This is a genomic window from Saliphagus infecundisoli, assembly GCF_020177375.1.
Taxonomy (GTDB): domain Archaea; phylum Halobacteriota; class Halobacteria; order Halobacteriales; family Natrialbaceae; genus Saliphagus; species Saliphagus infecundisoli.
Genome location: NZ_JAIWHV010000007.1, coordinates 77,460 through 104,192, shown reverse-complemented (window position 1 = coordinate 104,192; position 26,733 = coordinate 77,460). Strand labels below are relative to the sequence as shown.

The following is a 26,733-nucleotide window of genomic DNA, read 5'->3' as shown; positions in this document are numbered from 1 at the left end:
CGAGCTTCGTGACTGTTGATCGAGATAGTTCGTCAGCGAGTTCCCTAACGAACTCCGTGAGGGTGCTCCGAATTATACGAGCAGTAGGATACTCTTCTTCTAACAAAGGGTAATCAGTCATCAGCTACTGCGTCCTCTACAATTTCGATCTCTTCCTCTGTCAGGTCGTACAATTCGTATACCAGTTCGTCGATAATACGCTCTTTTTCCTGTATCCGGTCATTCAGCTCATCCGCACGATTAACCTTCTCTCGGTAACGACCTATATCTTCCTTCACATCATCTAATTCCGGAAGGGTGATGTCTTCAAGCCGATCAATTAGTGAAATCGTTTTCGTTGCATTATCTGAGAATCCTCCTTCTTCGTTGGCTATAGCGTACGGGACAAATCCACTGATCAGTGCGATCATCTCTTCATCAAGTCCCTGGAAGACCATCGCTGGCTCTGGATCAAGCGTTGTGTAATCCCGGTTATTTGTGTCATATTCATCTTGGACAGACTCATTTGGTTTCACATATGGGATGGCAACGATAGTTAGAGTGTCATTTTCTCGATGTATTTCAATATCTGTGACTCGAAGAGTTTCAAACTCATCAGTCGTTCCCTCGCTCTCATTCAGTATGCTATCAGCAAAACCCTCTGGACGAATCGGCGACAGATCAGAAAGGGTCGATCCATCGTCATAATTGCCGAGATAATCCGCTAAATCAAGATTCAGGTTTTCCTTCTCAGATTTACTTTCAACAATATCAGAAAATAAACTGGATAGTTTCTCTTCATAATTTGTAATGTTACTGTTATCACCATACCCTGAGTTGTACGTATTTTCATCTGGTATCGGAAAATGGCGAACAGATTGTGGCCAGACGTCAGAGTATGATCCTTGCAGGGCCCCGGTTTCGAACTTATATTTGAACAGCCATGACATGAACGTAGAGTTGATCAGTGACGTAATAAATGACAGATCAGGGGTTGCATCTAATCTTTCGAACCCTTCGAAATCAGTAGTCGCACCGGTTCCTTCTAATGGTTCGTAGTCACAACAGACAATCACTGTGTCGTCACAGTACATGAAAGCGTCGTCGAGAGCTCCTGCGAGTTGACCACCTTCATCCGTTCGCTTCCTGACTACAACCTTTTCAGATTCAAACATCTCTGACTGACGAGATCCCGACATCTCATCTTCCCTATAGTCAAGCCATTGACCTTTCCAGTCAATATGCCACCGTTGCACATCAGTTCCTTCAAAGAATTTTTCAGCATTACCAACGGGTTCATCAGACACAACATCTGATTTAGTGAACTCGCCCGATTCCTTACTTGAGACGGTAGCACCGACATTTACATAGAGATACTGGCCTAATTCATTAGAATTATTGTCTATCTTTTTAACCAGTTGAAGATGGTTTTCAACATAATCCTCATCAACGCGGATTTGATGATTATATACATTCAACCAGATATCTGGAGTTGCTTTAGTTTCTTCCTGATATTTGAAGGGGTCCTGTTGTAGGCATGTTCGAAGTGAATGCTCATCTTCAGAATGACCGTGATTTGTCTCGATTGTATAAATAACACATTGTCGATCAACTCCAGGAAAGACCTCCCGTTCTTCGAAGTCGAGTATGCTCTTCAGCTTATGTTCTGAAAGGATTATTTCCCTCAACTGTTTTGAGTATTTTTCTGTTAATACCGTGTTTGGAAGGATAAACGAATGATGGCCATGATCTCGGGTGAGTTCAATTGAATGTGCTACAAAGGGAATATACAGATCCCAATGTCCTTCTAAGGCCCCAGAATCATCGAACCGATGTTTCAACGCTTCGCGCAACTCTGGCATCTTCTCGGTCATTGACCAGGCATTCAAATATGGGGGATTTCCGATTACTACGTCGAAACCGGGGTCTTCCCGTTCTAATTTTTCACCCTGGCCCGTGTTCTCTCGATAAAAAGCCTCTGGGAAAGATAATCTCCAATGGAAGAAATTATGCCTATCAGAAATTTCCTGGGCTTGACTAAACCAGTCTGTTTCAGTAACATTACTCCACTCCTCATCATCTTCAAGCGCCTTTGCCATCCTTTCATATATTCCACTGGGAGGATCTAATTTAAAATTCTCAGCAGAATAGACGTTTGCCATCGCTACCAAACGCTGACGCAATTCATCTTGTTCGATCTCATTATATTTTTTCTTCATCTTCCTGACGCCTTCAACTGTATCGTTTCCGATAGCGAGGAACTCACCGTAGATCTCCATCAGCCGCTCAATAGTCCCCTCTGTGGTCGCACCAAACTCCGCCAGTGACGACTGCTCCTCATCATCGTTGGCATCTGATTCTAACTCATCAATGGATTCGATGTCCGACCCTATGAGCGAGTTACCTTGCTTGAAATGGTGATCGAGGAATGCTAACGGACGATCCGCTGCAAGCGTCTCTAACCACATCGAGAGCTTCGCTAACTCCACAGCCATTCCATTCAAGTCAACACCGTAGATACACTCCTTGGCGATCTCTCGACGGACGTGTTGTTCGTTGAACGCGACACCGAACTCGGATTCCACATCGCGTACCTCCGCCATTACTTGTTCAGAGAGATAGCCCGTTGCCTTTGTTAAGAAGTGACCACTCCCCATCGCGGGATCAAGAATTCGTAAGTCGGTTACGCGCTGGAAGAACGGGCCGATATACTCCTTGGTCCCCGGGTCGAAACCCTGTTCGATGAGGTCTTCCCGTGTCTCCTTGACAAGCGGCCCGACCGTTTCCTCGACGATATACGTCACCACATAGTCCGGGGTGTAATAGGCTCCTGTCGCCTTGCGCTCTCCTTCGTCATTGACGACGTATAACCCACCTTCGGGCACCGCCTCGATGGCATCAGCACCCGTCACTTCGGTGGCTTGCTTCCAGACCTGGCTCCCGTCCTCTGCAACCGCCACGTACTGTTCGGGTGCGATTCGAAACTGGTGTTCCAACAGCCCCTCGTAAACCGATCCCAGGTGACGAGTATCGAGATCGATATAATCGGCCAATACATATCGGTTATCATCATTCTGTGTGGTTGAAAGCCGGTATATGACCTCAGAAAGATACTGGTTACTTACCTCATGCTCGGCCAGGAATTCGTGTTCCTCATCGTCGAACAACCCACCATTGTACGGCGGGATCCCCAGTTTCTCCTCGCCCTGGTCAATAAGTCGAAATAGATCCTCCAGACGACCCCACATTCCGGTCGAATACTCGCTGAACTCCTCCTCGAAGCCTTCGTCAACTTCACCGATCTCCTCGTGGATCCCCAGCCGGAGTGCATCAAGACTGAAATTCTCCTCATATTCGTCCTGGGACGACTGGTTCTCGGGGTGGATCAGTCCCCGCGCCTCGGCATACAGTACGAACATCAACCGGTAGAGTAACACCAGCGATTGCTCTTTGAGTTCGTCCAGCGCCTTCTCGTCGTTCGAGCCTATGTTGAGGTCTTCGTTGGTCTCGATGAATCCCCGCCCGAGAACCCGAAGCGCGGTAAAGACGTTATCCTGAAGGTCTTCTCCGAGTTCCTGCGACGCGAGTTCGCTTTCGGACCAAACCTCATCGAGAAACGTGGTTCCCATCGATTCATGAAACGCCGCCGGCCGAAAGAACACATAGAAATATTTGAACGCATCCAGATCACCACGTTCCAACAGTGCAGGGAGATCAACTTCGTAGTAGGTCTGGGTCTCGTAGTCGTTTGTGCCATAGAGCCGCCACTTACGACCATTCGTGAGGACACCCCACTGGAGATTTGGTGTTGTGTTTTCGAGGTAGTGTTTAATTTGGTGTGAGGCGTTTCGGTAGGGCCGTTGTTCGCTGAAGCGTTCAGTGAAACTGGCATCCCACTGTTTGGCCTCCACCACACTAACGGCGCGCTCGAATAGATCAGTCGTGTCCTTGGTATCCAAATAAACCCTTGCGGCATCACGACGTGCGGCCGGACTTTCGAATAATAATTCGTCAACGAAACCACCACCTTCTGGTAGGGTGATTTCCTTCTGAGTACCGAAGCCGAGTGCCTCCAGTACCCCATCAATCCAGTCATCGATAAGTTCACCTTCTTTTTTACCTATGACGAGATCACCCTCCAGTTCGTAAAGAGACTGAAGTTCTTCCATCGCTTCTCGGGCGTCATCGTCGCACTCCCACTCATTCCGTTCACTAACTCGTTCGTCAAGGTAGTGATTCTTGAAGAGGCCCGAATTTACGAAAGGACGTTCGTGGAGAGTCGCTTGACTCATGCAGGATGTCCTATACTGGATAGGCGACTTACAAATACATAACGAACAAATTGAGACGGTTGAATGCATAAAATCATGAATAGGCGTGATTTCTGGTTTCTTACGATCCATTTTTCTCTGCTTCAATCATTGACCACAACCGCCGCAAGCCGATGTTTCCAGAAGACCGCCCTGATAATCGCCTCGTCCGCCATCTGTTCCTCGTCCAATCGTTGACTCCCCACAGCCGTCAACCAAAGCCGTCGGACCACCCATCCATCGTACTCAAACCGGGTCGCGTACGGCCGCACGAGATCACCTGTTTGGATACCCTTGTTACAGCCTGAACAAATGTTCCCAACCTGTGCTCCTGGGAGTACCTTCGCAGGCCCGGTCATCGAACGCACCGACTCTGACCTCGGTTCAGCTGTTTCACTACCCTTTCGTCCCTCTCCGGTCGATGGACGCCCAGTGGAAGGGTGTTTCCGGAGTCCGACCCCCAGGTTGAGGCGGTGAAGACTGGGTCATCGCGCGACCTCCTGGAGAGAATCGAGTGCGTTCTCGATCTCCCTCGCTTGTTCATCGAGTTTCCGGGCCTCGTCTTCGAGCTGTTCTGCATCCGCTTGCAGGTCCGTCGCTCTCGAGGCGAGTTCCGATTGCAGGGCTTCGATGTCCACCTGATTCACCTCGATCCGAACTCGCCGCAGATGCTTGCACTCCTCGACGCCATCCCGATATTCGAAATCGGGACACGAGCAGACGCCCTCACGGAGATCCACAGTGTACGTCCTCCCCGACTCACTGGTGACCTCGAATAAGGCACGGGCCTTTTCCTCGACGCACATCTCCTGTGTCGCCGCCCGAAGCGTTCGGTCATCGAGGTCGGGCTGGACGCTCTCGGACAACTACCCCCCACCCCCGTTGCCCCTGACAACCCAGTAAGGCTCCTCAGCGTTGAAGCGAATTTCACTCTCCAGGTGGCATCCACCGACGATATCGGCCGCTGTCTTCGCCTGGCGGAGGGTAATCGATCTCCCCCGAAACGTCCTCCCTCGCTCGAAGCCCTCGGGATCGGTCGTCAGCCTCACATCGACTACGGGACCGAACCCTCGCTTGTTGAAGACGCCCGCCCGGCTTGACCACGGCCCTTTGAGCGTCACCTCTTCGCCGTCGACCGTCGTGATCGCGTAGCATTGGCCGCTGAACCCGCCCTCGTTGCCCGGTCCCGACCACGAGAAATAGCGTGCAAGTCCGTCCCTCTCGGCATACCACAGGCCGTCCTCGTGACGCTCGAAGCGCATTTCATCGAGTTGTGAGATCTCATCGGCAAGGACGTAGAGAACCGGATCGTTTCCGACGTCTTCTTTCCAATCGACTCGAGCATCTACGACCCTCATTGCTTGTCCCCCTCGCACTCATCAGGAAGATCGCGTGTCCGCATGACCTCGACCCCACACCGAATACAACGGTAGTACGACTCGACGTACCCGACTTGGTGCTCATCGCGGAGGTGGGGCTCCGGGTGTTTCCCAGGACACCACTCGGATTTGTCGAGAACGATGTGATCCCCGACTCGTTCGGCGTCGGGATACTGATTCGAAAGCGTTTCCACTCGTCGGCCTGTATTTTGCATCGCTTGTCACCTCGCAGTGGGAAGCACGAATCCGGTGACCTACCACCGGGTTTCTGAGACGGTTAGTCCCAGAGCAACCGCTATCCGTGATTCCTTATATTAGAATAACACGTGAGGGGTTATAAAATTTCTTATATCTTAGAGAGATTAGTGGTGATGAAGAGATCGATCAGGGGATCGTGGACTTCGTACAGGAGAACATGGATCAGGTCGAACGTAACCAGAATCAGATCGAGGACGCCAAACAGAAGCTTGAAGAAAGTCAGATATTATTATATTATTGACACCACGGTTCGCGCTACGATGGAACGGTATTACCCTTCGTCAAATTCGCTTCCGATCAGTTTCACTTTCCCTTCAATCGTGATCTCCATATTCTCATACGTTAGAACCTTGTTCATCTCCTCAATAATCGTGCGCCGTCGATCCTCCGCATCTACGTGCCGGTTTCGGTGTACCATCACCTCAATCACGTCGATGATGTTCTGATAGTCTTCCTCGTTCAATTGTTGGAGGTGATCTCGAATGAGCCTCCATCTATTAGACATAGTGAATTTTCGAGGATACTCAGGTGCCGGAAGATCGGCCTCGGTGAAAATCTGGGCAACCTGCTCTCTATCGGCTGTTTCCTTTCCTATGACCGTCTCATCATTGAGTTTCTTTTCAACACCACTGCGTGAAGTATGATTGCTGATACACTTGGCCAGACGGATAATTGTTGGCCCGCTGAACCGCTGCAAGGCCTTCAACTCCTCCAGATATTCCCCACCCCCTTCATTCAACTCTTCGACACGCTCCGCCGTCGAGTACAAGTTCTGCATCTCCTCCCATTTCGGCGTCCATACATACTCGTTCCCAGCGTCGTCTTCAAACACTACGTCCATCGTCAACGCCCCACGTGGAAATTTACCCTCCGTCGTGATTTCATCGAACCAGATACGTTCGTACCCGTGCTTCGGCATATTGGAGGGATAGACAGGACAGGGCTTGAAACTACCTAATCATTAATATAATAAATTTAAATTAATTATCATGAATTAGATGAGAATGATTCAATGATTACGCTATACGCCCTGTCGTTTCAGTTCTGTTTTAACATCATCAAGTTTTCTTTCCAGATGCTTGTGTTTTGATCGGAATTCTTTTTGAGTCTCAACAAAACCCATCCACCAACTTGGATGTTCATTGAGAAATATCCCTGTGTGGGCCGAATCGAAATCTCCTGAGCGAGCAATGTCTTCCCTGAGGTCAAAAGTATCATGATTAACGTCAAGATTTTCTCGAATCCAGTTTGGGGGAGGTGCTGCTCCAAACAGGAGAAATTCAGTTATCGCTTCCCCATCATCTGTCCGTTCATCCTTTGAATTGCTTAGGTAGATCTCTACATGTGGGCGCAACTTGTCTCGCACATCAATTATTCCATTGTGGTATTTTTGACGTTTATCATAGTATTCATCAAGTTCTTCGAATAGATCTGGGTGTTCTTCTTTAAAATATTCTAAATGTATGGTTTCAACAGAGTCTTCATCAAAAACAGGCTCTTTTAAAATTATCCCATCTGGGTCTTCCAAACTTTCCCAATGAGTGTCTAATACCGATATGGTTTCTTCAATAATCTCTACGCGTTCAGTGAAATGTGATTCAAGTCGTGCTTTCCGAGATTCCTTGATCTGTTCTCTGAGAAGCTGAAGTTCTTCATCGTACCGTTCGATCATCTCACGCTGCGATTCGGCCAGATCGTCGTGTTGGTCCTTAGCCTGCTTGTAATTCTGCAACGACTGGAAATACGCGACCCACACCGCGAAGAGCGTAGCGGCAATCGAGATAGCGGCACCCGTCCCGATCTCTACTGCACCATTTAGAAAAGCCGCTACAAACGCCACCATGAGAATAGTAATTCCCAACAGAACAACATCAAAAGTTTCGCGCAGAGTCTCGATCATACACTGGGCTTGAACTATCTACATATAATATCTGCTATACATTTCGGCCCAAAATACAAAAAATAAAATCCCACGTTCGCACCCCCTACCGGAGAGATCTGGGAACCCGCGGAATCTGCGAATTGGGACTCTTTCTACCACGTCGACGAAACCATGCCACCAGCACGAGCCGCAAGGGCTAACGAATCAACACAGTCGTCATGCTCTCCCTCCGGCGCATGATAGCGCACGTTCCCCCGAGCCGTCACGTCATACTCGAAGTGCTCGAGCTCTCGTCGCAACTGAGTGAGTGACGCAGGGATCGTCACCTCTCCCTTCTCGAACTTCGCAGCCAGATCCTCAACCATCTCACGCTTCGAGTCGCGTGGTTCGTTACATCCAGATTGAAGCTGATGGCATTCCGATCTCGATTTGGTGATAGTAGCAACAATCTCACCTGAATCGCCTCTATGTGACGGCCTCAAAATCAACCCGTCACAATAAATCGCATGACTGCGAGGGGGTGTGACGATCCCGGATTGAGGCCGTCACACGAAAACCACCAGCGTGCGTCGGGGGTGTGACGCATGTGACGGATTTTCGGAGCAAAAAGAAATACAGAATCATACCCCCCACCCCATGTATGAGTAGGAGGGAGGGGTGGTTATAGTGAGAAAGAAGTGCAGAGGGGGTCGTCACAAAATGTGGATCAACCCGACGCACGCTTGCGGTTTTAGGGTGTGACGGGGGGAAGGGGGCCGTCACAAACCGGAATGGGGGTCGCCGCCGTACTGCGGTTAGAATATTCGAGTGTGACGGCCCCGTCACATGGCCTTTCGCGGGTCGATGTGGATGTTCCTGAATCCTCGGAATTGGTCACCGTCCCTCCGGTATGTACCGTAGTTAGGGTCGTCAAATGCTTCCTTGACGTACTCTGTGAGCTTCTGCTGGCTGATCGGTGACGACGGTCGGTGTTTAATGAAGGCCTTGTATGCCTCATAGATCTCCTTTGTTGAAGTTGCTGGCTCCGAGTTGCAGTGGTGCAGACATTTGTGGATGAACTCGCTGTACGGCTCGGCGAACGCGCTCCAGTCGTCCATCACCTCTTCTGGATCACGCTGGTTCGTGAATACGCCATCGTTCTCGCAGAGGCGCTGAAAGCCTTCAACCGCCCACGCGAGGATCCCTTCTATTTCAGCCTCTAAGGTGTCTTCGAGATCGGGATCTACTGTACCGTGAGTATCATCCTCGTTGAGGGTGAATTTGTTCGGGAACGTGACAATTAGCCATCGGCGGTAGAATGCCGTCTCGTACGTATCGGCTTGCGGGATCTTGTTGGCCGCGAAGATCAGTTTCGCGGAGTTTTGCAGATCGAATGGATCGCCGAACTTTTGCTCAACTTGAAATATATCTCCCCCAGTCATGTTCTTGAACATCGAGAAGTGGGTGATCTCGTCGCCCTCGATGTCGGCGTTAATGTTCGCCAAGTTGCCCTCAAGACGGTACGCGCTAAACCGTCCCTCGGAAAGCTCGCCAAGGTCGGCCCCCATCACGTTGTCGTGACCCAGAAGTTTCTCTACTGTATCCAGAAACGTGGATTTTCCGTTTCGACCATCCCCAAGCAGCATGAGCGCCTTCGCGTAGGGATAGCCGCCCTGGAATAGACAGTAGCCGACGTACTCTTGGATCATGGCTCGCTTCCCGACCTCAATGATCTCGTTGATGAACTGCTCCCACCGCTCACACTCGGCGTCGGCGTGGTACTCGTGGGGAACCATCTTCGTGGCATAGTCAGCAGGTTCGAGATCGCGGATAATCTCCCCCTCATAGAGATCGAGCACACCGTTTTTGACCGCGACGAGACCGGGGTCAAGCCCGAGTTTCTCGACGCTGACGTTCGTCTCGTTCTCCGCTTTAATATACTGATTGATCACCGTGTTTGTGACTGTCGGGGCGCTGGTCCCTTGGAGGAGGGTGTTGAGAGTACGGGTGATTGGTTTCTCACCTCCGTCAGACCAAATACCGTTATCGTAGCCGAGCAATGTGCCGTTATCGATCGATTCTTCTTCGATCGCACATATGTCGAGATTGTCAGCTATCCAATCATATGCGTTTCGTGCTCGCTCGCGGTCGTTCATGTCGTACACGTCAAGCTCGTCCGCAAACTCGTCGGCATCGAAGGACGCCGCGGATGGTGACTCGCTGGCGAGCTGTTCGGCTCTTGCTCCGATGACACCTTTGTATGAATTAGCATTGCCAATACTATCGATCTCGGTCAGTTGGCCACTGAACCGCGCCCAGAGCTTCCCTGAGTCGTTCTTTGACTTTGCGAGCGCGTGGATGAGGGTGTCGTCCCATACCGCATCGGAATCGTCCTCGACGGCCTCCATGATGCTCTCGTAGTCGTAATCTTCTGAGAGCACTGGGTCGTCGTCCGACGTCTCTTCAGTAGCGGCCATGTTACCAGGCCTCACTCTCTTCCATCATCTCTTCAAGCTCTAAGAGTCGTATCTCCCGCTTTTTCTCCTCCTCAATCTGATCTTGGATGAAGTGACTAAGGCGGATATGATTATCATCGATGAACGCACCGAGCTCGTCGTCCATGCGGACTTGTTTCCGCACCATGTCCCCCTCGCGCTTTATTCGGTTACTGGGGAAGCCTTCGGCTCCTTCTTCTTCTCGGCGTTTTTCGATTTGCGACCGTGCCCAACCGCTGAACTCGATGTGTCGGTCGCTAAGGTAGTGGTCCTGTTCCTCCGTAATTGTAACAGCTTTCCGCACCATATGTTTGTAGTAACACGTACAGGAAGAGGCTATATAAGGTTTCTGTCCGGGTATGTTGCACTAATTTTGACCGAATCTAATCCATATTGGACGGAACAGGACATAATTCAGACCACTCTAATACACCCTCAAAAGGAATCAAAAGGCCCTAAAACCCGCTTTCCTATATCTATAATCAAAATCTTGTACTCTTCTGGGGCAACTCTTAATACACATCAGAGTGTAGGTAATACTGTGTTAGAGCACAATTGTGAGTTGACACGAGGTACCGATTTTCAATCGATAAGTAATCCAAAGATGGAAGTTAGAAACGCTTGCACGGACGTTATTAGGGGTATAGTGACGAAGTTAACAGATACACAGCTTGGGGTGATGGTGTGAAGCAACCGAACACGACCGGGAGGTACAAGGCGGACGTGGTGAAGGAAGGACTTCATGGGATGGGCTTCGAGATCGGCGAGGGAGGCCCGATTAACGAGACAGAAGTACGCGCTCGGAAGGGTAACACCTTCATCCATGCGACGGTCCCAGAGAACCACCCGGACCGCGCAGAACTCAAGATACTCCAGGTTGAGGACTGGGAGACGGAGATTCCGATTTGGGAGATCTCGATCGTTCTTCGTGAATGGGAACGGGTTGAGGATTTCAATCCATGGATATTCTTCAGACAATTGAAAGAGTTCGACAAACGTTGCAAGATGCTCCAATGGTTGAATTCTCCTGAATCAGAGCCCTAAGAGTGTATACGGGCGCTGGCTTTAGCAGAAATAGATCCTAATCCATCTTTACACGAATACTGACCGACCCGGAGTGCCATCAGCCTCTTCTTTACTTTGCGAGATTAATTTGATCTATTATATGTTGATACGAATCGGTAAACCACGAATTAGTACGCAATCGATTCTTTCTAATCAGGAGACACGGGCACTGAACCTGTGTCAGCTCATAGAGTCATTATAATTCAATAATGATCTCACAAGCTATCTAAATGGGTTGTTCAAACCGACGCTGAAAACAGGCCCCCAACTAAAATAGCCCGTAGACTGATCCCAACCTGACAATTTGCTTTTAGGGGCGAATATCGGTGGGGGGTCAAATGGCGCACGTACATGAATACGCGTATGTATGTACGTGCGGTGGGGTGGGGGGTATCAGACCCCGATTGAAGGCATTGCAGACTCGTATTCCTCGCGAATTTCGTCTTCATTATATTGTGTGTAAAGTGTTACCATGTCACCGGCGGCATCCCCACGAAGTCCCTTGATAACATCACGAGAACAGCCTCCCCGGTTGAGCCATGTAGTGAAGCAGCGGCGGGCATCGTGCGGCGTGAACTCGTCGATTACCTCGGCCAGCTCATCGTCATCAGTAGCCTGAACTACACGATCAGTCGCTTTCTCCACCCATCTGGAGATCGTCATCGTCGAAACATGGTTACCCTCTTCGTTCGCGAACATCCAGTCCATGTCACCGCCATGTGTTTCCAGCCAGTCCCGGACTGCATCGACTGTCTCATCATCCAAAAGTTTCTGGTCGGCGTCGTTCTCTGCGAGTCGTGTGTCACCGACACCTTTTGGTGATCGGTTGTAGAGTTTCTTTGAATCCAGATCGACGTCCTCAACTTTCAGCAGGGCGAGTTCCTTGCGACGGAGTCCGGTTTTTGCAGCCAGCATCAGTAGAGCATAGATACGAGGCGATCGGTTCCATTTTAGTAGGGCGGTGTACTCATGAGGTTGAAGTGCAGTCCCATTGTGCTGGCCACTCCGCCGAAGTTCAGCACTATTCTGGCTCTTATACCTATCGAGCGCGGTCGCGACTGTGTTCGTCTCAGGTCCCCATTCTCGATCACACATCCAGTCGTAGAGCTTCTTCACGCGGCGGAGGTAGGCCTCCATGGTACTGGTGGCTACATCGTTTCCTTCTCTTCCTGACCAGTTGGCGGCAAAGTCGAGGGCATCCTGTTCTGACACGTGACAAAGGGGCTCATCTCCAAGATAGTCGCGAAAGTACTTGATGCTGAGTCGGTAAGGTCTCTCAGTTGATTTAGCGTAGTTTCGAGTCGTGAAGAAACCACTTACAATGTCGTCATTCGAAGGCGGATCTGGTTTATCACCCCCCTTTCGAATGGCACGGAGTTCCTTACGCAGCTCGCTGTTCTCCTTTCGTAACTCGCGATTGTCTTCTCGAATAGCTTTTACTTCATCACGAATTTCCGCCAGAGTCTCGTTGTCAGTCATAGTTCTCCGTTTTGTCGCCGGATGTGATCCGGATCGATGTTTGTCGCCTCACAGTAGGTTTCAAATGCATCACGGCTGGTGGCTTTCGCTTTCTCGTCGTAGTCATCCAGTTGAACGTGTCCGCCACCCTCGGGTCGAGATAAGGTCCGAGCATACTGGAGAACGGTGTTGAATTCATAGCCGGTTTTTCGGGCGATGTCGTACAGTTCGATATAGTTCATACCACGGGGGCCGGCATGCTGACCAACAGCCTCGTTTTGACAAAGGACTTCGAGAATACTGGCCTCAATTCGATGCACACGATCGGCCGCATCAAGGTGGCTTTCTTCCCCACGTTGGCGATCGAGTTGCGTTTTCAGGCGTTGCACCTGAGCACGGTAATTATCTACTTTATCCTCGAGTTCCTGAAGCCGTTCACGTTCGTCGTGGTTAACAGAGTCGAGTAGTCCCTGCTCTGCTTCCATCCCTCGTTGAATAAGCTCGCCAATCCCCTTCGACCACTGTGGTTCTTTGTCATCTCCTCTTACAAGACCCATCTCGTTTGTAATGAATTTGGAGACCTCCTCTTTCGTAGGTCGTTGATCTCCAGGTTGACCAAAGTACAAACGTATCATCCGGTCGGGGTTTGTCTCGCCCATATCCCCATAACAAGGCGTTCTTTTATAAGTATTATCTATAAAGTGGAGTGTGTCGCCCGGAACACTAACGTCCGACCTCATCCCTGGCGGCATGCCGTGTCGGTCGGCTAACCCTCGTGCCGGGCGTCGCGTGGGTTCGCTAGAACCCACGATCTGTGAGGCGGCGTCAGCCGCCGGTTGCGCGGTTCCTGGCGGAACCGCGACTTGTGAGACGGTGTGAACCGTCGAGTCCGGGATTCCGAGCGGAATCCCGAGTCTTCGGATGTCGCGCGCCCGGGTTCGCCGTGCTGTCATCGCACCCGAACGGGTCGGCTCGGCCGGGGACTAAAGGCGCGCGTTCCCCGTAGGAGCCGGCCGGGGAAAAGCTCTCGGCCCGACGACCGCGATCAGACGGCGTACTCGTCCTCGGCGAGCTGGACGTACCGCCCGTTCCGGTAGCGAAACTTCCGGCGCTTGTAGCCCGCGAGGATCTTCGAGGCACCGATCCCGGCGGCGTACTTCCGGTCGAGCAGGACGCCCGCCGACCCCGCGTCGGTCATCCCGTTGACGACCTCGAAGACGCGGTCCCAGTCGTCGGGCTCATAGTCGGCGACCATGTCCGCAAAGGAGACGTTCCGGAGGATCTCGGCCCCGATCGCGCGCTTCCAGACGTCGTTGTACCGATCGAGGGTGCCGGAGGCCGCGAGCCGGCCCGCGATCGACCCGGTCCGGACGGCGACGTGGTAACCCCCTTCGTGAAACGCCGACGTGGTCCCCATCGCGCCGCCGGCGACGGCAATTCCCGCCCCCACCGGCGAGTCGATCGGCCGGGTCGAGGAGATGGGATACGTTTCGGTTCCCTTCGACTTCCCGCGGTCCTCGACGCGCGGGATCTCGCTTTCGACGTCGTACTCGTCGCCGTACTCCGCCTCGAGGAGCCGGCGGACGTACTCCCCGCCGGTCGGAATTCGGGCGTCGCCGGGGCGCAGGAGTTTGTAGGAGTCACGGTTGGGGACGTCGGTGAGGTCCATTCCGATCGGCATCGTCAGCCCGACGCGGGCGACGGTGCCGTCGTTGGGGAAGATCCAGGGGTAGGCGGTTTCGCCCGGAATGTGCCCCCACCAGAACTTCAGGCGGTCATCGAACTCGGAGAACAGTTCGGGGGGGAACTCCCGGTACTCCTGGTAGGCGATGTGGTTCGCCCGCGGCGGCGAGAGAGCATCCGAGGCGCTCCGATCGTCGGGAAGGAACTGATCGAGCGCGTCGATGGTGATCCGCCGCTGGGGGCCGTCGGCGAGGACGACCCGGTCGGCCACCAGCTCCTCGCCGGAGGCGAGCGTGAGCCGATGGCTGTATCCCGAGGACGTGCGTTCGCTCTCGAGGGCGGAGACCCCGGTCCCGATTCGGAGGTCCGCACCCGCATCCGTGGCGCGCTCGTGGAGCCAGTCGTCCATGCGCGTCCGGTCGAACGTAAAGCCAAAGCCGGGGTAGGAGGCGTCGATCCCCGTCGAGTTCAGTTCGACCTCGCTCGTCGGCCCGACGAAGTCACAGCCCTCGAGTTCCCGGAGGACGACCTCGTCGGGGATCTCCGAGAAGGGGATGTCCAAAATGTCGACCCAGTAGTCGAGCATCCCGGCGGCGTCCGTCGAGTCCGGGCCGAGTCCCTCGCGGTCCTCCCTCGGCACTCCCTGCTCGAACAGGACCGTCTCCGCGCCGTAGGCGGCGGCCTGCTCGGCCGCGGCGGCCCCCGCCGGCCCGCCGCCGACGATCGCGACGTCGGCACGCTCGCTCCCCGTAGTCATACTCCGGGGACACTCAGGCGACCGTAATAAACTGCCTGATACCGCCCGACCTGGCGGCTGACCGGCGCGTTCGAGCCGTGTGGTGGTCCGTCCCGTGGTACCTCGTCAGTAAGCGCCTCCGGATCGAAACGGGTATACTCTCGACTCCGTTGAGGAACTATACTTCCGATTGCCCCTATGTCCCCCCAGAACCCCCTCCGCGTCTCTCTGCGCCTCGCCCGTATCGTCGCCTTCGTCCTCTCGAGAGCCCTCCGCAACCCCGTCAAGTGGCTGCTGTGGGTGGTCGGTGCCCCGCTGGCCCGTGCCGGCTACGTCGACGGCTCCCGGGTCGAACGCGCGACCGAACTCGCCTGGCCCCGGATCGTCACGGGGCTGGCCCGGACCTCCCAGTCGGTCGCCGACCTCGCGATGGTCGGTGCCGTCCTGGGTTCGGGCGCGGTCGCAGGCATCGGGATCGCGACCCCCTTCGCCTTTCTCGCGGGCACCCTCGGCGGCGGGATCGCCGGCGGCACGATCGCGCTGGTCTCCCAGCGGTTCGGCGCCGACGAACACGGCGAACTCGACCTCGTCGTCAAACAGAGCGTCTGGCTGACCCTCCTGGTGACGCTCCCGCTCTCGGTCGTCTTCGCGGCCGTTCCCGACGAGTTGGTCGGGCTGGTCGCGACCGACCCCGCGATGGCCGCCTACGGCGCGACCTACCTCCGGGTGATGAGCGTCGCGACCGTCTTCATCGGCCTCAACCTGATCGCGAGCCGCACGCTGGTCGGCGTCGACGACTCCTACGCCGCGATGGTCGTTCGCGGGGGCGGCGCCGTCGCCAACATCGGGTTCAATGCCGTCTTCGTCTTCGGCCTCGGCTGGGGCGTCGCCGGCGCCGCCGCGGGCTCCGTGCTCGCGAACGTGCTCGTCACCTCCCTCTTCGTCTACGGCTTCCTCGGAGGGACGGTCCCCTTCGTCGGGCGGTTCCCGGTCACGGTCTCGCTGCGGGGGCCCTACCTCGATCGGGGGCTGACCCGGGACCTGATCGACATCTCGACGCCGATCGTCGCCACCAACCTGGTGTGGTCGACCGCCCAGTTCCCCCTGCTCGCCGTGATCGCGGTCTTCGGCCCCGAGGTCGTCGCCGCCTTCGTCATCGCCCAGCGGGTCCGCGGGCTGATGGACACCCCCAACTGGGGGCTCAACCTCGCCTCGAGTTCGCTCGTCGGCCAGGAACTCGGCCAGGGCGACGAGTTCGAGGCCGGGGCCTACGGCGACGACGTCCTCAAGCTCACCCTCCTGGTCTACCTCGCGATCGCCGCGGGCGCGTTCGCGTTCGCCGAGCCGATCGCGGGCGTCTTCGTCGAGTCCGGCGACTCGCTCGCGCTGACGGCCACCTTCGTCCAGGTCGCGGCCGTGAGCGTGATCTTCAACGGGATAAACGGCGCCGCCGCGGGCCCGCTGAACGCCAGCGGCGACACCCGGTGGCCGCTGTACGGCCGTCTGCTCGGCCTCTACGGCTTCGCGCTCCCGCTTGCGTTCCTCGGAACGACGTCCCTGGCGATCCCGTTCGTGGGAACGATCCCCGCTCTCGGAATCGCGGGGCTGTTCGCCGCACTCGTCGCGGAAACGCTCGTCCCCGCCGTCGTCGTCTGCTACCGGTTCTCGACCGGCCGGTGGAAGGCCGTCAGCCGCACGTATCGTCCGGAGACGGAGGCGGTGGCCGCCGACTGAAGCGGAGGCTCGACGACGGGACCCGTCGCCCCGCCAACGGTCCAGGGCACCGGCTCCTGACGGGGTACCCGGTTAGGCCCTGGCTTTTCACTGCTCCGGCGCCACTCCTCCCCATGCGCATCCACTGGCACCGCCGGGACCTCCGGATCGCCGACAACCGCGGGCTCGCGGGCGAGGACGCCGAGGAGGTCCTCTCCGTCTTCGTCTTCGATCCCGCGGTCCTCGGGCAGGCCTCCCCGATCCGTGTCGCCTGTCTTCTCGAAGCGGTCACGGATCTCCGGGAGCGGTACCGCGAGCGCGGGGCCGACCTCCTGGTCGAACGCGGCGACCCGACCGGGATCGTCCCCCGACTCGCCGACTCGCGGGACGCGGATCGGGTCTCCTGGAACGCCGACTACTCCGGGCTCGCCCGCGAGCGAGACCGCGCCGCGATTGCCGCCATGGAGGATCGCGGGCTCGAGTGGAAATCGGCCGAGGACGCCCTCCTCTTCGCGCCGGGGTCGATCTCGCCCAACGAGGGCGACCACTACTCGGTGTTCTCTTACTTCTGGGAGAAGTGGGCGGACCGAGAGAAGGACGAACCCGTAGACGCGCCTCTCGAGGACGACCTCCTCGAGCCCGAGGATCCGGGGGAGATCCCCGGGCTCGACGAACTGGGGTTCGACGAGCCCGAGGCCGACCCGCCCGCGATGGGCCGCGAGCCCGCCCGCGACCGCCTCGAGACGTTCTGTGAGGAGGATATCTATCGGTACGCGGAAAAACGCGATTACCCCGCCGCCGAGGCGACCTCCCGGCTCTCGGTCGATCTCAAGTGGGGCGTCCTGGGGATCCGCGAGATATACGCCGCGACGGGCGAGGCGATGGCGAGGGTCGGCGGCGAGGGAGAGCGCGACTCAGTCGCCGAGTTCCGCCGGCAGCTCGCCTGGCGGGAGTTCTACGCCCACGTGCTCGCCCACAACCCCGAGATGGTCGGCGAGAACCTCTCGGGACCCGACCGCGTCGAGTGGCGTTCCGATCCCGGCGAGATCGACGCCTGGAAAACGGGAAAGACCGGGTACCCGATCGTCGACGCCGGGATGCGCCAGCTGCTCGCGGAGGGCTACGTCCACAACCGGGTGCGGATGATCGTCGCCTCCTTTCTCACGAAGGACCTGCTCGCCGACTGGCGGGTCGGCTACGACTGGTACCGCGAGCATCTCGCCGACCACGACGCCGCGAACGACGCCGGCGGCTGGCAGTGGGCGGCCTCGACCGGTGCCGACGCCCAGCCCTACTTTCGCGTCTTTAACCCGACCAAACAGGGCCGTGAGTACGACCCCGACGCCGAATACATCCGAGAATTCGTCCCCGAACTCGCTGACTGCGAGCCCGGGACGGTCCACGACTGGCCCGACCTGAGCGACGCCGAACGCGAGGAGCGCGCCCCCGACTACCCCGCGCCGATCGTCGATCACGGAGAGCGCCGCGAGGAGGCGATCGAAGCCTTCGAGCGCGCCCGCGAGGAGGATTAGTCGTCGAGCCGGACGCCCTCGCCGTCCTCGCTCGAGCGGTAGATTCCGTCGATCACCCGCTGGACGTCCAGCGCGTGGTCGACGTTGTCCTCCAGGGAGTCCCCCGAGGCGATCGCGTCGAAAAAGGCCCGCTGTTCGTCGGAGTGGGTGTCGTTCTGGTGGGCCTCGATCGAGGTGTCCGCGAGGTGGTTCGAGCCCGCCGTACTCGCCGAGTAGATCGTGAGGTCGTTCTCGAGTAGGTCGAAGCGGGCGGCGGCCTCGGTCCCCCGGACGACGAACTCGTGGTTCGCCGGCCGGTTGGTCGCCCAGGCGACCTCGAGAGAGATCGTTCGGTCGCCCCCACACCGGACGAACGCGGACGCGGAGTCGTCGACGTCGAACCCCTCGGGGCCGGCGTCCTCGCCCCACATGTCGAGGTAGGCGTAGTCCTCGCGGGTGCCGAACTCGGTCCGGGTGGTGCCCGAGACCTCCCGGACGGCCGGGTAGCCGAGCAGGTAGAGCGCGAGGTCGATCGCGTGGACCCCCAGGTCGATCAGGGCGCCCCCACCCGAGATCGCCCGCCGGGTGAACCACGACCCCCGGCCGGGAACCCCTCGACGGCGGACGTAGTTGGCCTCGATGTGAGAGATATCCCCGAAAGCCCCCTCCTCGATCCGATTTCTGACGATCCGGACGGTGTTCAGAAAGCGGTTGTTGAACCCGACCATACACCGGGCCTCGGTGTCGGCGGCAGCCGCGGCGATCCGTTCGGCGCTCTCTAGGTCGTGAGCGAGGGGCTTTTCCAGGAGGAGATGTCGGTCCTGCTCTAAGGCGGCGACGGCGTACTCCTCGTGGTACTTGTTGGGCGTGGTGACGATGACGGCGTCGACCTCGTCGAACAGCTCCCGGTGGTCGTCGTAGACGGAGACGTCGTAGCGCCGGGCGAAGCGGTCGCGAGCGTCCTCGGCGACGTCCATCCCGCCGACCAGCGGAACGCCGAGTTCCCGGAGGCGCTCGGCGTGGTACTGTCCGATGTTTCCGAGCCCGACGATCCCGGTCCGGATATCGGTGCGCTGTGCGCTCATGGCCGACTGTTCGAGCGCAGGGGTTTCAGTGTGGGTGATTCGAGTGCCGGGTCAGTAGAGCTGGCGTTCCCGCTCCTCGCGTTCTCGCTCCTCTTCGCTCTCGGCCGTCCGTCGCTTTCGACCCCGCCAGTACTGGCGGAGACCGGGCAGGATCTTGTTCTTCAGATCGAGAGCGAACGAGGCGATCCCGTAGATCCAGAAGAAAAACAGGACCGTCACCCCGCCGACGTAGACCAGAGGGATCCAGTCCATGATCAGCTATCGGATTCGACCTCGCCGGCGGCTGGCTCGGACCCGATGCCCGTGAGGTCTGCGACCCCGTGGGCCAGCGCCTCGCCCGTCGCGGTATCGAAGAGGTGGATCTTCGAGCGATCGAGGACGACGTCGACGTCTTCGTCCCCTTCGATCTCGGTGTCGGGGGTGACGCTCATCAGGAGCTGTCCGGCCATCCCCTGGTCCTCCATCGACGTCTCCTGGTCCTCCTCGAGCAGGAGGTAGACGAAGATCTCGTCGCCCATCGGCTCCAGGACGTCCGTCCGGACGTCGATCCGGTCGGTCAGGTGGGGTGCGTCGGGGTCCTCGATCTGGTCGACGAGGTAAACGTCCTCGGGACGGATCCCGAGGCTGACCTGGTCGCCGACCGCGAGACTCGGGATCCCCGCCGGATCGAACCCGACCTCGAAGTTGTCGGTCTCGACCCCGTTCTCGACGACGTTCCCCTCGACGAAGTTCATCGACGGCGAGCCGATGAAGCCGGCGACGAACCGGTTCGTGGGTTCGTTGTAACAGACCAGCGGCGGATCGATCTGCTGGAGCTCGCCCGCGTTGAGGACGGCGATCCGGTCGGACATCGTCATCGCCTCGGCCTGGTCGTGGGTGACGTAGATGATCGTCGTGTCCAACTCCTTGTGCAGGCGTTGGAGTTCCGTGCGCATGTGGACCCGGAGCTTGGCGTCTAAGTTCGCCAGGGGCTCGTCCATCAGGAAGACGTCGGGGTTCCGGACGATCGCCCGCGCGATCGCGACCCGCTGTTGTTGGCCCCCCGAGAGCTCGTTGGGTTCCCGATCGAGCATGCCCTCGAGCTGGACGACGTCGGCAGCCTCGTCAACCCGGCGGTCGATCTCCTCTTTGTCGTAGTTCCGGAGCCGGAGCCCAAAGGAGATGTTCTCGTAGACGTCCATGTGGGGAAACAGCGCGATGTTCTGAAAGACCATCGCGACCCCGCGGTCCTTGGGGGGGAGCCTGGTGACGTCGGTGTCCCCGATGTGGATCGTCCCCTCGGTCGGCTTCGTGAGCCCGGCGATGGTCTCCATCGTCGTTGACTTCCCACAGCCGGAGGGACCGACGAGACAGACGAACTCGCCGTCTTTGATGTCGAGGTTCATGTCGTTGACGGCGACGACGTCCTCGTAGCGTTTCGTGACGTGATCGAGTGTTACGCGTGCCATTGTGATCTTATTCTTTGAGTGCGCCTGCGGTCAGTCCGCTCACGATCCGTTCCTGGGCGATGATGACGAGGATGACGACGGGGAGCACCCCGACGATGCTCGCCGCCGCCATCAGGTTGAAGTCGGTCGTATACTGGGTCTGGTAGCTCAGGATGCCCCCGACCAGCGGCGACCAGTTCTCGGGGTTATTCTCGAGGGCCATGATCGAGCTGAAGAAGTATTCGTTGTAGACCGAGATAAACGTCAACACCGCGGCGGTCGCGATCCCCGGTGCTGAAAGCGGCATGATTACCCGGACCAGCGCGCCCAGCCGGGTCGTCCCCTCGACGCGGGCGGCGTCCTCCAACCCGTCGGGGATCTGGGCGTAGAACGTCGTCAGGATGAAGATCGCGAGCGGCAAGAACAGCGCGCTAAACGGCATGATCATCGAGCCGGGGGTGTTGACGAGTCGCGGCGGGCTGAACAGCTCGATCCCCAGGAACGGGACGACGACCGGGTTCCCGAGGAAGGCGTCGAACAGCGGGATGAGAAACGCCGCCGGCGGGAAGTAGGAGATCACCAGGATCCCGAGCATGAGCGCCCCCCGGCCGGGGAACTCGAGCCGGCCGAAGACGTAGCCCGCGAGGGTCGCGATGACGAGGACGATGATCGTCGTCGTCGTCGCGAGCACGAAGCTGTTGAACACGAAGTAATGAAACGGCACCACCTGGAACACCTCGACGAACGCGACGGGATTGAACCCCTGTGGGTGGGGGAACTCGACGCCGATGACCGGCAGCGACCAGTCGCCCGTGAGGATCCGGTTGTTCGGCGTCAACGCGAGGACGAGCAGCCAGTAGAACGGGAACAGCGTCGTGACGAGGAAGAATCCACACGCCGTCCAGAACAGGGCCCGGTAGAGGCGCTGGCGTTTGGCCTCGTCCTTGAGGACGCCGTTCGTCCAGCTCTCCAAGGGTCCGCCCTCGGAGGTGTCGTCGTCGCGTTCGGTGGTCGTCGCCATCTCAGATCCCCTCCTTGTACTGCTGGTAGATGACGACCGAGACGACGATGCCGATGACCCCGGCGGTCACAAACGCGACCGCGGAGGCCAACCCCCGGCTCGAGTAGAAGGTCTCGACGACCATACACGAAAGCGAGGGGACGGTCGTACAGCTCGAAACCGAGTCGATCAGGCCGTAGATCCGCATCGAGTCGATGACCCGAAAGAGGACCGCGATCCCGAGTGCGGGGAGCACCAGCGGGAACGTGATGAGCCTGAACTGCTGCCAGCGGCTCGCGCCCGCGACCTTGGCGACATCGTAGAGGCTCCGGTCGATGCTCTGGAGGCCGGCGAGGATGAGCAGGGCCATGAACGCCGTTGTCTTCCAGATGTCCGCGACGGTGACGATCAGGAACGCACTCGTTGGATCGTTGAGCGTGTTCGTCGACGCGACGATACCCCACGACGACAGATACTGGGTCAGGAAGCCGGTGCTGGGGTGAAACATCAGGTAGAAGATCATCCCCTGGATCACCAGCGGGATCGCCCACGGGATGATGATCGCCGCCCGGACCCACCGGCGGCCGCGGAACTCCTTGTCGAGGACGAGCGCCTGGCCGAACCCGATGATCGTCTCGAAGAAGACGCTGATGACCGCAAAGAGAAGCGTCACGAGCAGGGTGCTCCGGACCCAGTTCTCGACGTGGACGAACGGGAAGCTCCCGTCGGTCGAGATCCCCGGGAGGAAGATGACCGATCCCGGCAGATCCGGGTTCGCATCGCCCGTGAACAGGTCGACGTAATGCTGGAGGCCAATGAACTCCTGCTCGCCCTCGCCCAGGATGCCCGTGTACATCGACAGCTCGAACGTCCGCAACAGCGGATAGAGCGCGATCGCCCCGAGCAGGACGAAAATCGGCGTCAACAGGAGGTAGGCGAAGGCGGTCTCGCCGAGGTTCTCGATCCACCGCGTGACCGCCACGATCGGGCCCGACCGCTGGGATTCTCGACCGGCCTCCGATCCTCGCTGTTCGGTAGACATTAGCTGGATTCGATCTCCTCGATCGCCGTCTGGAGGTCAGCGGCGGCCTCCTCGGGTGTTTTCTCGCCGGCGACGGCCTGGTTTGCCTGCTCGGCGATCGTTTCGGCCTGGGAGGGCCACTCGGTCGTCACCGGACGGGGCATCGCGCCCTCGCCGGCGACCTGGAGCGTGTTCATGTAGTTGGCCACGACGCCGACTGCGTCGGGGTCGGTCGCCTCCTCGGACTCGAAGAGGTCGGGTTTCGGCGGGAGCCACGCGATGGCCTCGAGCATGCCCAGGTTGAAGTCGTCGGCGGTCATGGCGGACATCGCCTCGAGGGCGGCGTCCTGGTTTTCGCTGTTGGGGTTCAGACAGATGTGCCACCCGCCCTGGGCGGAGGTCGAGCCGCCGGTTCCCGGGTAGGCGCCCTCGCCGTCCTCGACGGCGTAGGGAAGCGGCATCGTGCCGAGGTCGTCGGGGCCCTCGAAGTCGAAGTCGCCGGTCAGGGCCTCGACGATCGCGTAAGGCCAGTTGCGGTGGAACGCGGCCTGCCCCTCGGTAAACGGCGAGAGGGCGGGGTTCTCTCTCCACTGGGTGATGTTCGACGAGGCGACCCCGGAGGGGTAGTCGTCGAGAGCCCCGTCGCCGCTCCCGTCGCTCGCGAGGGTGTAAACCATCGCCAGCGCCTCGATGAACTCGGGTTCGTCGATGGTGACGGGTCGGTCGCCGACCGGGCCCTGGAGGTTCTCCTCGCCGCCGAAGTACGCCCCGCCGAAGGAGGTCATGACCTCGTTTAACGTACAACAGGCGGTTCCCTCGTAGATGTCCCACTGGGTCGAGAAGCCGAACTCGGCGTCGGAGGCCTCGGTGATCTCGGCGGCCATCTCGGCCCACTCCTGCCAGGTCATCGGCTCGGTCTCCCACTGCGAGAAGTCCTCGTCGGTGTAGCCGGCCTCCCGGGCGTACCCCTTGTTGTACATCATCACCGCGTAGTCGGGAAACAGCGGGATGCCGTAGAGATCCCCGTTCTCGGTGTCCCGGACCGTGTTGGTGAACGCCTCGAAGTAGTTGTCGTTGATCGTCGAGAGCGTTTCGTCGTCTAGCTCCTCGGTGAGGTTGGCGATGTATCCCTGCTGGATGAAAACGTTCGCCCACCCGGTGTCCATCATGAACAGGTCGGGGCTGGTCTCCTCGGCCTCGAGCAGTTCGATGTAGCTGTCCCGCTGTGCCCCCGAGTCTTGCTCCTGTTCGCTGAAACTGATCTCGACGTCGTCGCTGAGGCCGTTCTCGTGGAGCAGGTCCGGCAGGCTGTCCTCGACGTTCGAGATGGTCGTCGACCCCATCGCGATCGTGAGGGTGGTTCCGTCGCCGCCGTCGTCGCCGCCGTAGATACAGCCGGCAAGCCCCACCGCGGCGCCTGAAGCCCCGGCGGCCTTGACGAACGTCCGTCTCGACACACCCGTCTCTTCGCTCCCGGTCCCCTGTAAACGCTTTTCGGACATGTACCGCCATTCTACCGGGTAGATACTTATAATTACTGCAGGAGTTACAACGGGTGTTGTTAACTACGTGTCAGTCGCCGCCCTCGGCGAGTTCGACCGTGACCCGTTCGGCCTCGACGTCCTCGAGGGTCGCCCCCCATCCTCCGACGGTGTAGGTGTCCCCGCCGGCGTCCATGGTGAGATACGCCCGCCCGGCGAGCGCCGAGAGCGGCGGCATTCCCTCGGTCGCCCCGGAGGGTCCGGCGTAGGTGACGTCGGTGACGACGCCGCGATGCTCCACGGGCTCTCCCGTCCCGACCGCGAGGCCAGTGACGGTCGCCTCGACTCTCCTCCCCGACTCGAGGAGGGGCTCGATTCGGCGGATACACTGGCGGACGTCGACGTAGGTCGCCGGGAGCCCGCCGTCGGAGGCCGAATAGATCGTCTCCTGGACCTCCCAGAGACAGGTCAGGAAGTACCAGTGGAAGACGTAGGCGTGGCTCCGGTCGTCGACGACGATCCCGTACTCGTTGGTCGAGTCCGCCGGCGGCGAGAAACAGGTCCACGTCCGGTCGATCAGGGCGACGAACGGCGAGGGGATCGCCCGGTGACGCGCCTCGGTACAGACCGCCGAGAGCTCCTCGCGCGGGAGCGTTCCCCAGTCCCCGTACAGACAGAGCTTGACGTCGACGCCGTCCTCGACGGCGGCCGAAAGCACCGGCGAGAGGCGCTCGTACTCCCCGCGGGCCAGCCCGATCTGGACCTGGTTGTCCGCAGACCGGATCAGCGACTCCGCGCGCGCGAGGACCGTCTCGAAGCGCGTGACGATGCTCACGTCGTTGTCCTCCAGGTCCGGACGGTCCCACCGCTCTTCGATCTCCTCGGCGGCGGTCTCGAAGCGGGTCGCCCGCGAGCGGAGGTCCTCGAGGACCGTCGCGAGGTCGTGTGCACGCGCGTGGAGGCTCCCCTCGTCGTAGGTCTCGGCGTACCCGCGCTGTTCTAAGTCCCGGAGGACATCGTAGATCCGGGGATCTGGGACCGAACTCGACGTGGCGACGTCGGTCGCCGAAGCCGATCCCCGCTCCAAGAGCGTCACGTAGGCGTCGGCCTGGTACGGCGAGAGCCCGGCTTCCTCCAGGGTCGCCCGGAGTTCGTCGCCGTTCATGGGTCGGGCGCCCGGACGGACGACGGCCGGGCAGATACGGGTCTCGCCGATCCGGGGGGGACGCCGATCGGTTCGCCGCTCGCCTCCGCCTCTACGTCCGTCATTCGGTGGTCGATACCACAGCCGTTGTAAAATACCTGTTCCCGGGCGTCACACTCATGGCCCCCGCGACGAAAGGGCGGGCATGGCTGCGTACGCGCTTTTCGAGCGGCTCCGCCGGCCGGAACACACCGGCGTCCACCGGTGTTGGCCGTGTACGGTTGCGAACCTCCTCGTCCTCGCCATCGCCTGTCTCGCGCTCGGGAGGATCCGCAAGCCCTTCGCCGCCGCCCTCGGAATCGTCGGCGCGGGCGCGATCTGGCTGCGGGGCTACCTCGTCCCCTACACCCCCCGCTTTGCCCCGCGACTCGCCTCCCTGCTTCCCGGCGACCCGTTCCACGAGGACCCGATCGAACCCGGGTCCGGATCGGGGCCGCCAGCCACGGGGCCCGAGGACGGCCGGAATGCCAGCGGCGACGAGCCTGCAGGCGACGGCGACCGGACCGGGGAGTCCGAACCGGCACGGGGATCGATCTCTGCACCCGGCGACGCGGCGACCGGCGAGGACCTCCTCGAGGGCCTCCTGGAGGCGGGCGTCCTCGAGGCCGACGCGGAGTCGGTCGCTCCAACCGACGCGTTCCGCCAGCGGTGGGACGAGGAGATCGAGACCCTTCGGGGGGTCGACGACGACCGACTCGCGGAAGCCGCCCTGGCGGAGAGCGCGGCCGCCGACGCGGACGTCGTCACCCGCGACGACCGGACGTACGTCACCCTCGCGGCGGAGTCGGGCCGGACGATCGACGAGTCCTGGCTGCGACGGCCGACCGCGATCGGACAGACCGCGGCCGCCCGCGCGCTCGCGGAGATGGGCGTTTCCGACGTCGACCGGCCGAGTGCCGCCGTCGCTTTGGGAATGTTCCTCGCCGAGTGTCCCGACTGCGGGAGCGAACTCGTCGAACGTCCCGTGGGGGGCTGCTGTGGCCCGCCCCAGACCGGCGCCGACGGCAGGGCAAAGACGGGGCTGACCTGTCCGGACTGTCGCGTCCACCTCCACGTCTTCGAGTGAA

21 protein-coding genes are annotated in these 26,733 nt (G+C 58.8%); 4 read left to right on the top strand and 17 right to left on the bottom strand.

The window, feature by feature from the left end; genetic code table 11:
• Positions 1-113: 113 nt before the first annotated feature.
• The 7 genes from LCF40_RS11230 to LCF40_RS11200 form a co-directional block, all read right to left on the bottom strand.
• Positions 114-4,271 (bottom strand): Eco57I restriction-modification methylase domain-containing protein, encoded by a 4,158-nt coding sequence (locus tag LCF40_RS11230; protein ID WP_224828545.1) that lies wholly within the window; start codon positions 4,269-4,271, stop codon positions 114-116.
• Between the two features lie 503 nt (positions 4,272-4,774).
• Positions 4,775-5,155: a hypothetical protein gene (locus LCF40_RS11225; RefSeq protein WP_224828544.1), complete on the bottom strand. Its 381-nt coding sequence runs from the start codon at positions 5,153-5,155 to the stop codon at positions 4,775-4,777.
• Positions 5,156-5,647, bottom strand: coding sequence for a hypothetical protein (locus LCF40_RS11220; RefSeq protein ID WP_224828543.1), 492 nt, complete (start codon positions 5,645-5,647; stop codon positions 5,156-5,158).
• A 550-nt stretch (positions 5,648-6,197) separates the two neighbouring features.
• The gene (locus tag LCF40_RS11215) at positions 6,198-6,845 is read right to left on the bottom strand and encodes a hypothetical protein (RefSeq protein ID WP_224828542.1); all 648 of its coding nucleotides are present in this window, start codon (positions 6,843-6,845) and stop codon (positions 6,198-6,200) included.
• A 102-nt stretch (positions 6,846-6,947) separates the two neighbouring features.
• Positions 6,948-7,826 carry a hypothetical protein gene (locus LCF40_RS11210; protein ID WP_224828541.1) on the bottom strand — a complete coding sequence of 293 codons (879 nt, stop codon included), beginning with the start codon at positions 7,824-7,826 and terminating at the stop codon, positions 6,948-6,950.
• Between the two features lie 803 nt (positions 7,827-8,629).
• Entirely contained in the window at positions 8,630-10,264 is a 1,635-nt protein-coding gene (locus LCF40_RS11205) for a DNA primase family protein (protein WP_224828540.1), read from the bottom strand.
• A gap of 1 nt (position 10,265) precedes the next feature.
• Positions 10,266-10,409 (bottom strand): hypothetical protein, encoded by a 144-nt coding sequence (locus LCF40_RS11200; RefSeq protein WP_224828539.1) that lies wholly within the window; start codon positions 10,407-10,409, stop codon positions 10,266-10,268.
• 557 nt (positions 10,410-10,966) lie between these two features.
• Between LCF40_RS11200 and LCF40_RS11195 the strand changes: the two genes are divergently transcribed.
• The gene (locus LCF40_RS11195; protein WP_224828538.1) at positions 10,967-11,326 is read left to right on the top strand and encodes a hypothetical protein; all 360 of its coding nucleotides are present in this window, start codon (positions 10,967-10,969) and stop codon (positions 11,324-11,326) included.
• 414 nt (positions 11,327-11,740) lie between these two features.
• On the opposite strand, the gene LCF40_RS11190 is transcribed toward LCF40_RS11195, so the two are convergent.
• The 3 genes from LCF40_RS11190 to LCF40_RS11180 all read right to left on the bottom strand — a co-directional run bounded on the left by LCF40_RS11190 (position 11,741) and on the right by LCF40_RS11180 (position 15,245).
• Positions 11,741-12,826, bottom strand: a complete 1,086-nt coding sequence (locus tag LCF40_RS11190; RefSeq protein WP_224828537.1) for a tyrosine-type recombinase/integrase — start codon at positions 12,824-12,826, stop codon at positions 11,741-11,743.
• Positions 12,823-13,464, bottom strand: a complete 642-nt coding sequence (locus LCF40_RS11185; protein ID WP_224828536.1) for a hypothetical protein — start codon at positions 13,462-13,464, stop codon at positions 12,823-12,825. Before LCF40_RS11185 ends, LCF40_RS11190 begins: the two co-directional genes overlap by 4 nt.
• A gap of 386 nt (positions 13,465-13,850) precedes the next feature.
• On the bottom strand, positions 13,851-15,245 hold the full coding sequence (locus tag LCF40_RS11180) for an NAD(P)/FAD-dependent oxidoreductase (RefSeq protein WP_224828535.1): 1,395 nt from the start codon (positions 15,243-15,245) through the stop codon (positions 13,851-13,853).
• A 177-nt stretch (positions 15,246-15,422) separates the two neighbouring features.
• On the opposite strand from LCF40_RS11180, the gene LCF40_RS11175 reads away from it, so the two are divergent.
• Entirely contained in the window at positions 15,423-16,958 is a 1,536-nt protein-coding gene (locus LCF40_RS11175) for an MATE family efflux transporter (RefSeq protein ID WP_224828534.1), read from the top strand.
• Between the two features lie 113 nt (positions 16,959-17,071).
• Entirely contained in the window at positions 17,072-18,469 is a 1,398-nt protein-coding gene (locus tag LCF40_RS11170; RefSeq protein WP_224828533.1) for a cryptochrome/photolyase family protein, read from the top strand.
• On the opposite strand, the gene LCF40_RS11165 is transcribed toward LCF40_RS11170, so the two are convergent.
• The 7 genes from LCF40_RS11165 to LCF40_RS11135 form a co-directional block, all read right to left on the bottom strand.
• On the bottom strand, positions 18,466-19,533 hold the full coding sequence (locus LCF40_RS11165) for a Gfo/Idh/MocA family protein (RefSeq protein WP_114578935.1): 1,068 nt from the start codon (positions 19,531-19,533) through the stop codon (positions 18,466-18,468). The two genes, LCF40_RS11170 and LCF40_RS11165, sit on opposite strands and share 4 nt — an antisense overlap.
• Before the next feature lie 51 nt (positions 19,534-19,584).
• On the bottom strand, positions 19,585-19,785 hold the full coding sequence (locus tag LCF40_RS11160; RefSeq protein WP_224828532.1) for a DUF8005 family protein: 201 nt from the start codon (positions 19,783-19,785) through the stop codon (positions 19,585-19,587).
• A 2-nt stretch (positions 19,786-19,787) separates the two neighbouring features.
• A complete protein-coding gene (locus tag LCF40_RS11155) occupies positions 19,788-20,981 on the bottom strand; it encodes an ABC transporter ATP-binding protein (RefSeq protein ID WP_224828531.1) in 1,194 nt (397 codons plus the stop codon).
• A 7-nt stretch (positions 20,982-20,988) separates the two neighbouring features.
• Positions 20,989-21,981: a carbohydrate ABC transporter permease gene (locus tag LCF40_RS11150; protein WP_224828530.1), complete on the bottom strand. Its 993-nt coding sequence runs from the start codon at positions 21,979-21,981 to the stop codon at positions 20,989-20,991.
• A 1-nt stretch (position 21,982) separates the two neighbouring features.
• Complete coding sequence (locus LCF40_RS11145; protein ID WP_114578939.1) at positions 21,983-23,002, bottom strand: carbohydrate ABC transporter permease; 1,020 nt, start codon at positions 23,000-23,002, stop codon at positions 21,983-21,985.
• Entirely contained in the window at positions 23,002-24,483 is a 1,482-nt protein-coding gene (locus LCF40_RS11140; RefSeq protein WP_224828529.1) for an extracellular solute-binding protein, read from the bottom strand. Before LCF40_RS11140 ends, LCF40_RS11145 begins: the two co-directional genes overlap by 1 nt.
• A 70-nt stretch (positions 24,484-24,553) precedes the next feature.
• Positions 24,554-25,627 carry a TrmB family transcriptional regulator gene (locus LCF40_RS11135; protein WP_224828528.1) on the bottom strand — a complete coding sequence of 358 codons (1,074 nt, stop codon included), beginning with the start codon at positions 25,625-25,627 and terminating at the stop codon, positions 24,554-24,556.
• 184 nt (positions 25,628-25,811) lie between these two features.
• Here LCF40_RS11135 and LCF40_RS11130 point away from each other — a divergent pair, with 184 nt between their 5' ends.
• The gene (locus LCF40_RS11130) at positions 25,812-26,732 is read left to right on the top strand and encodes a DUF8054 domain-containing protein (protein ID WP_224828527.1); all 921 of its coding nucleotides are present in this window, start codon (positions 25,812-25,814) and stop codon (positions 26,730-26,732) included.
• Position 26,733: the final 1 nt, after the last annotated feature.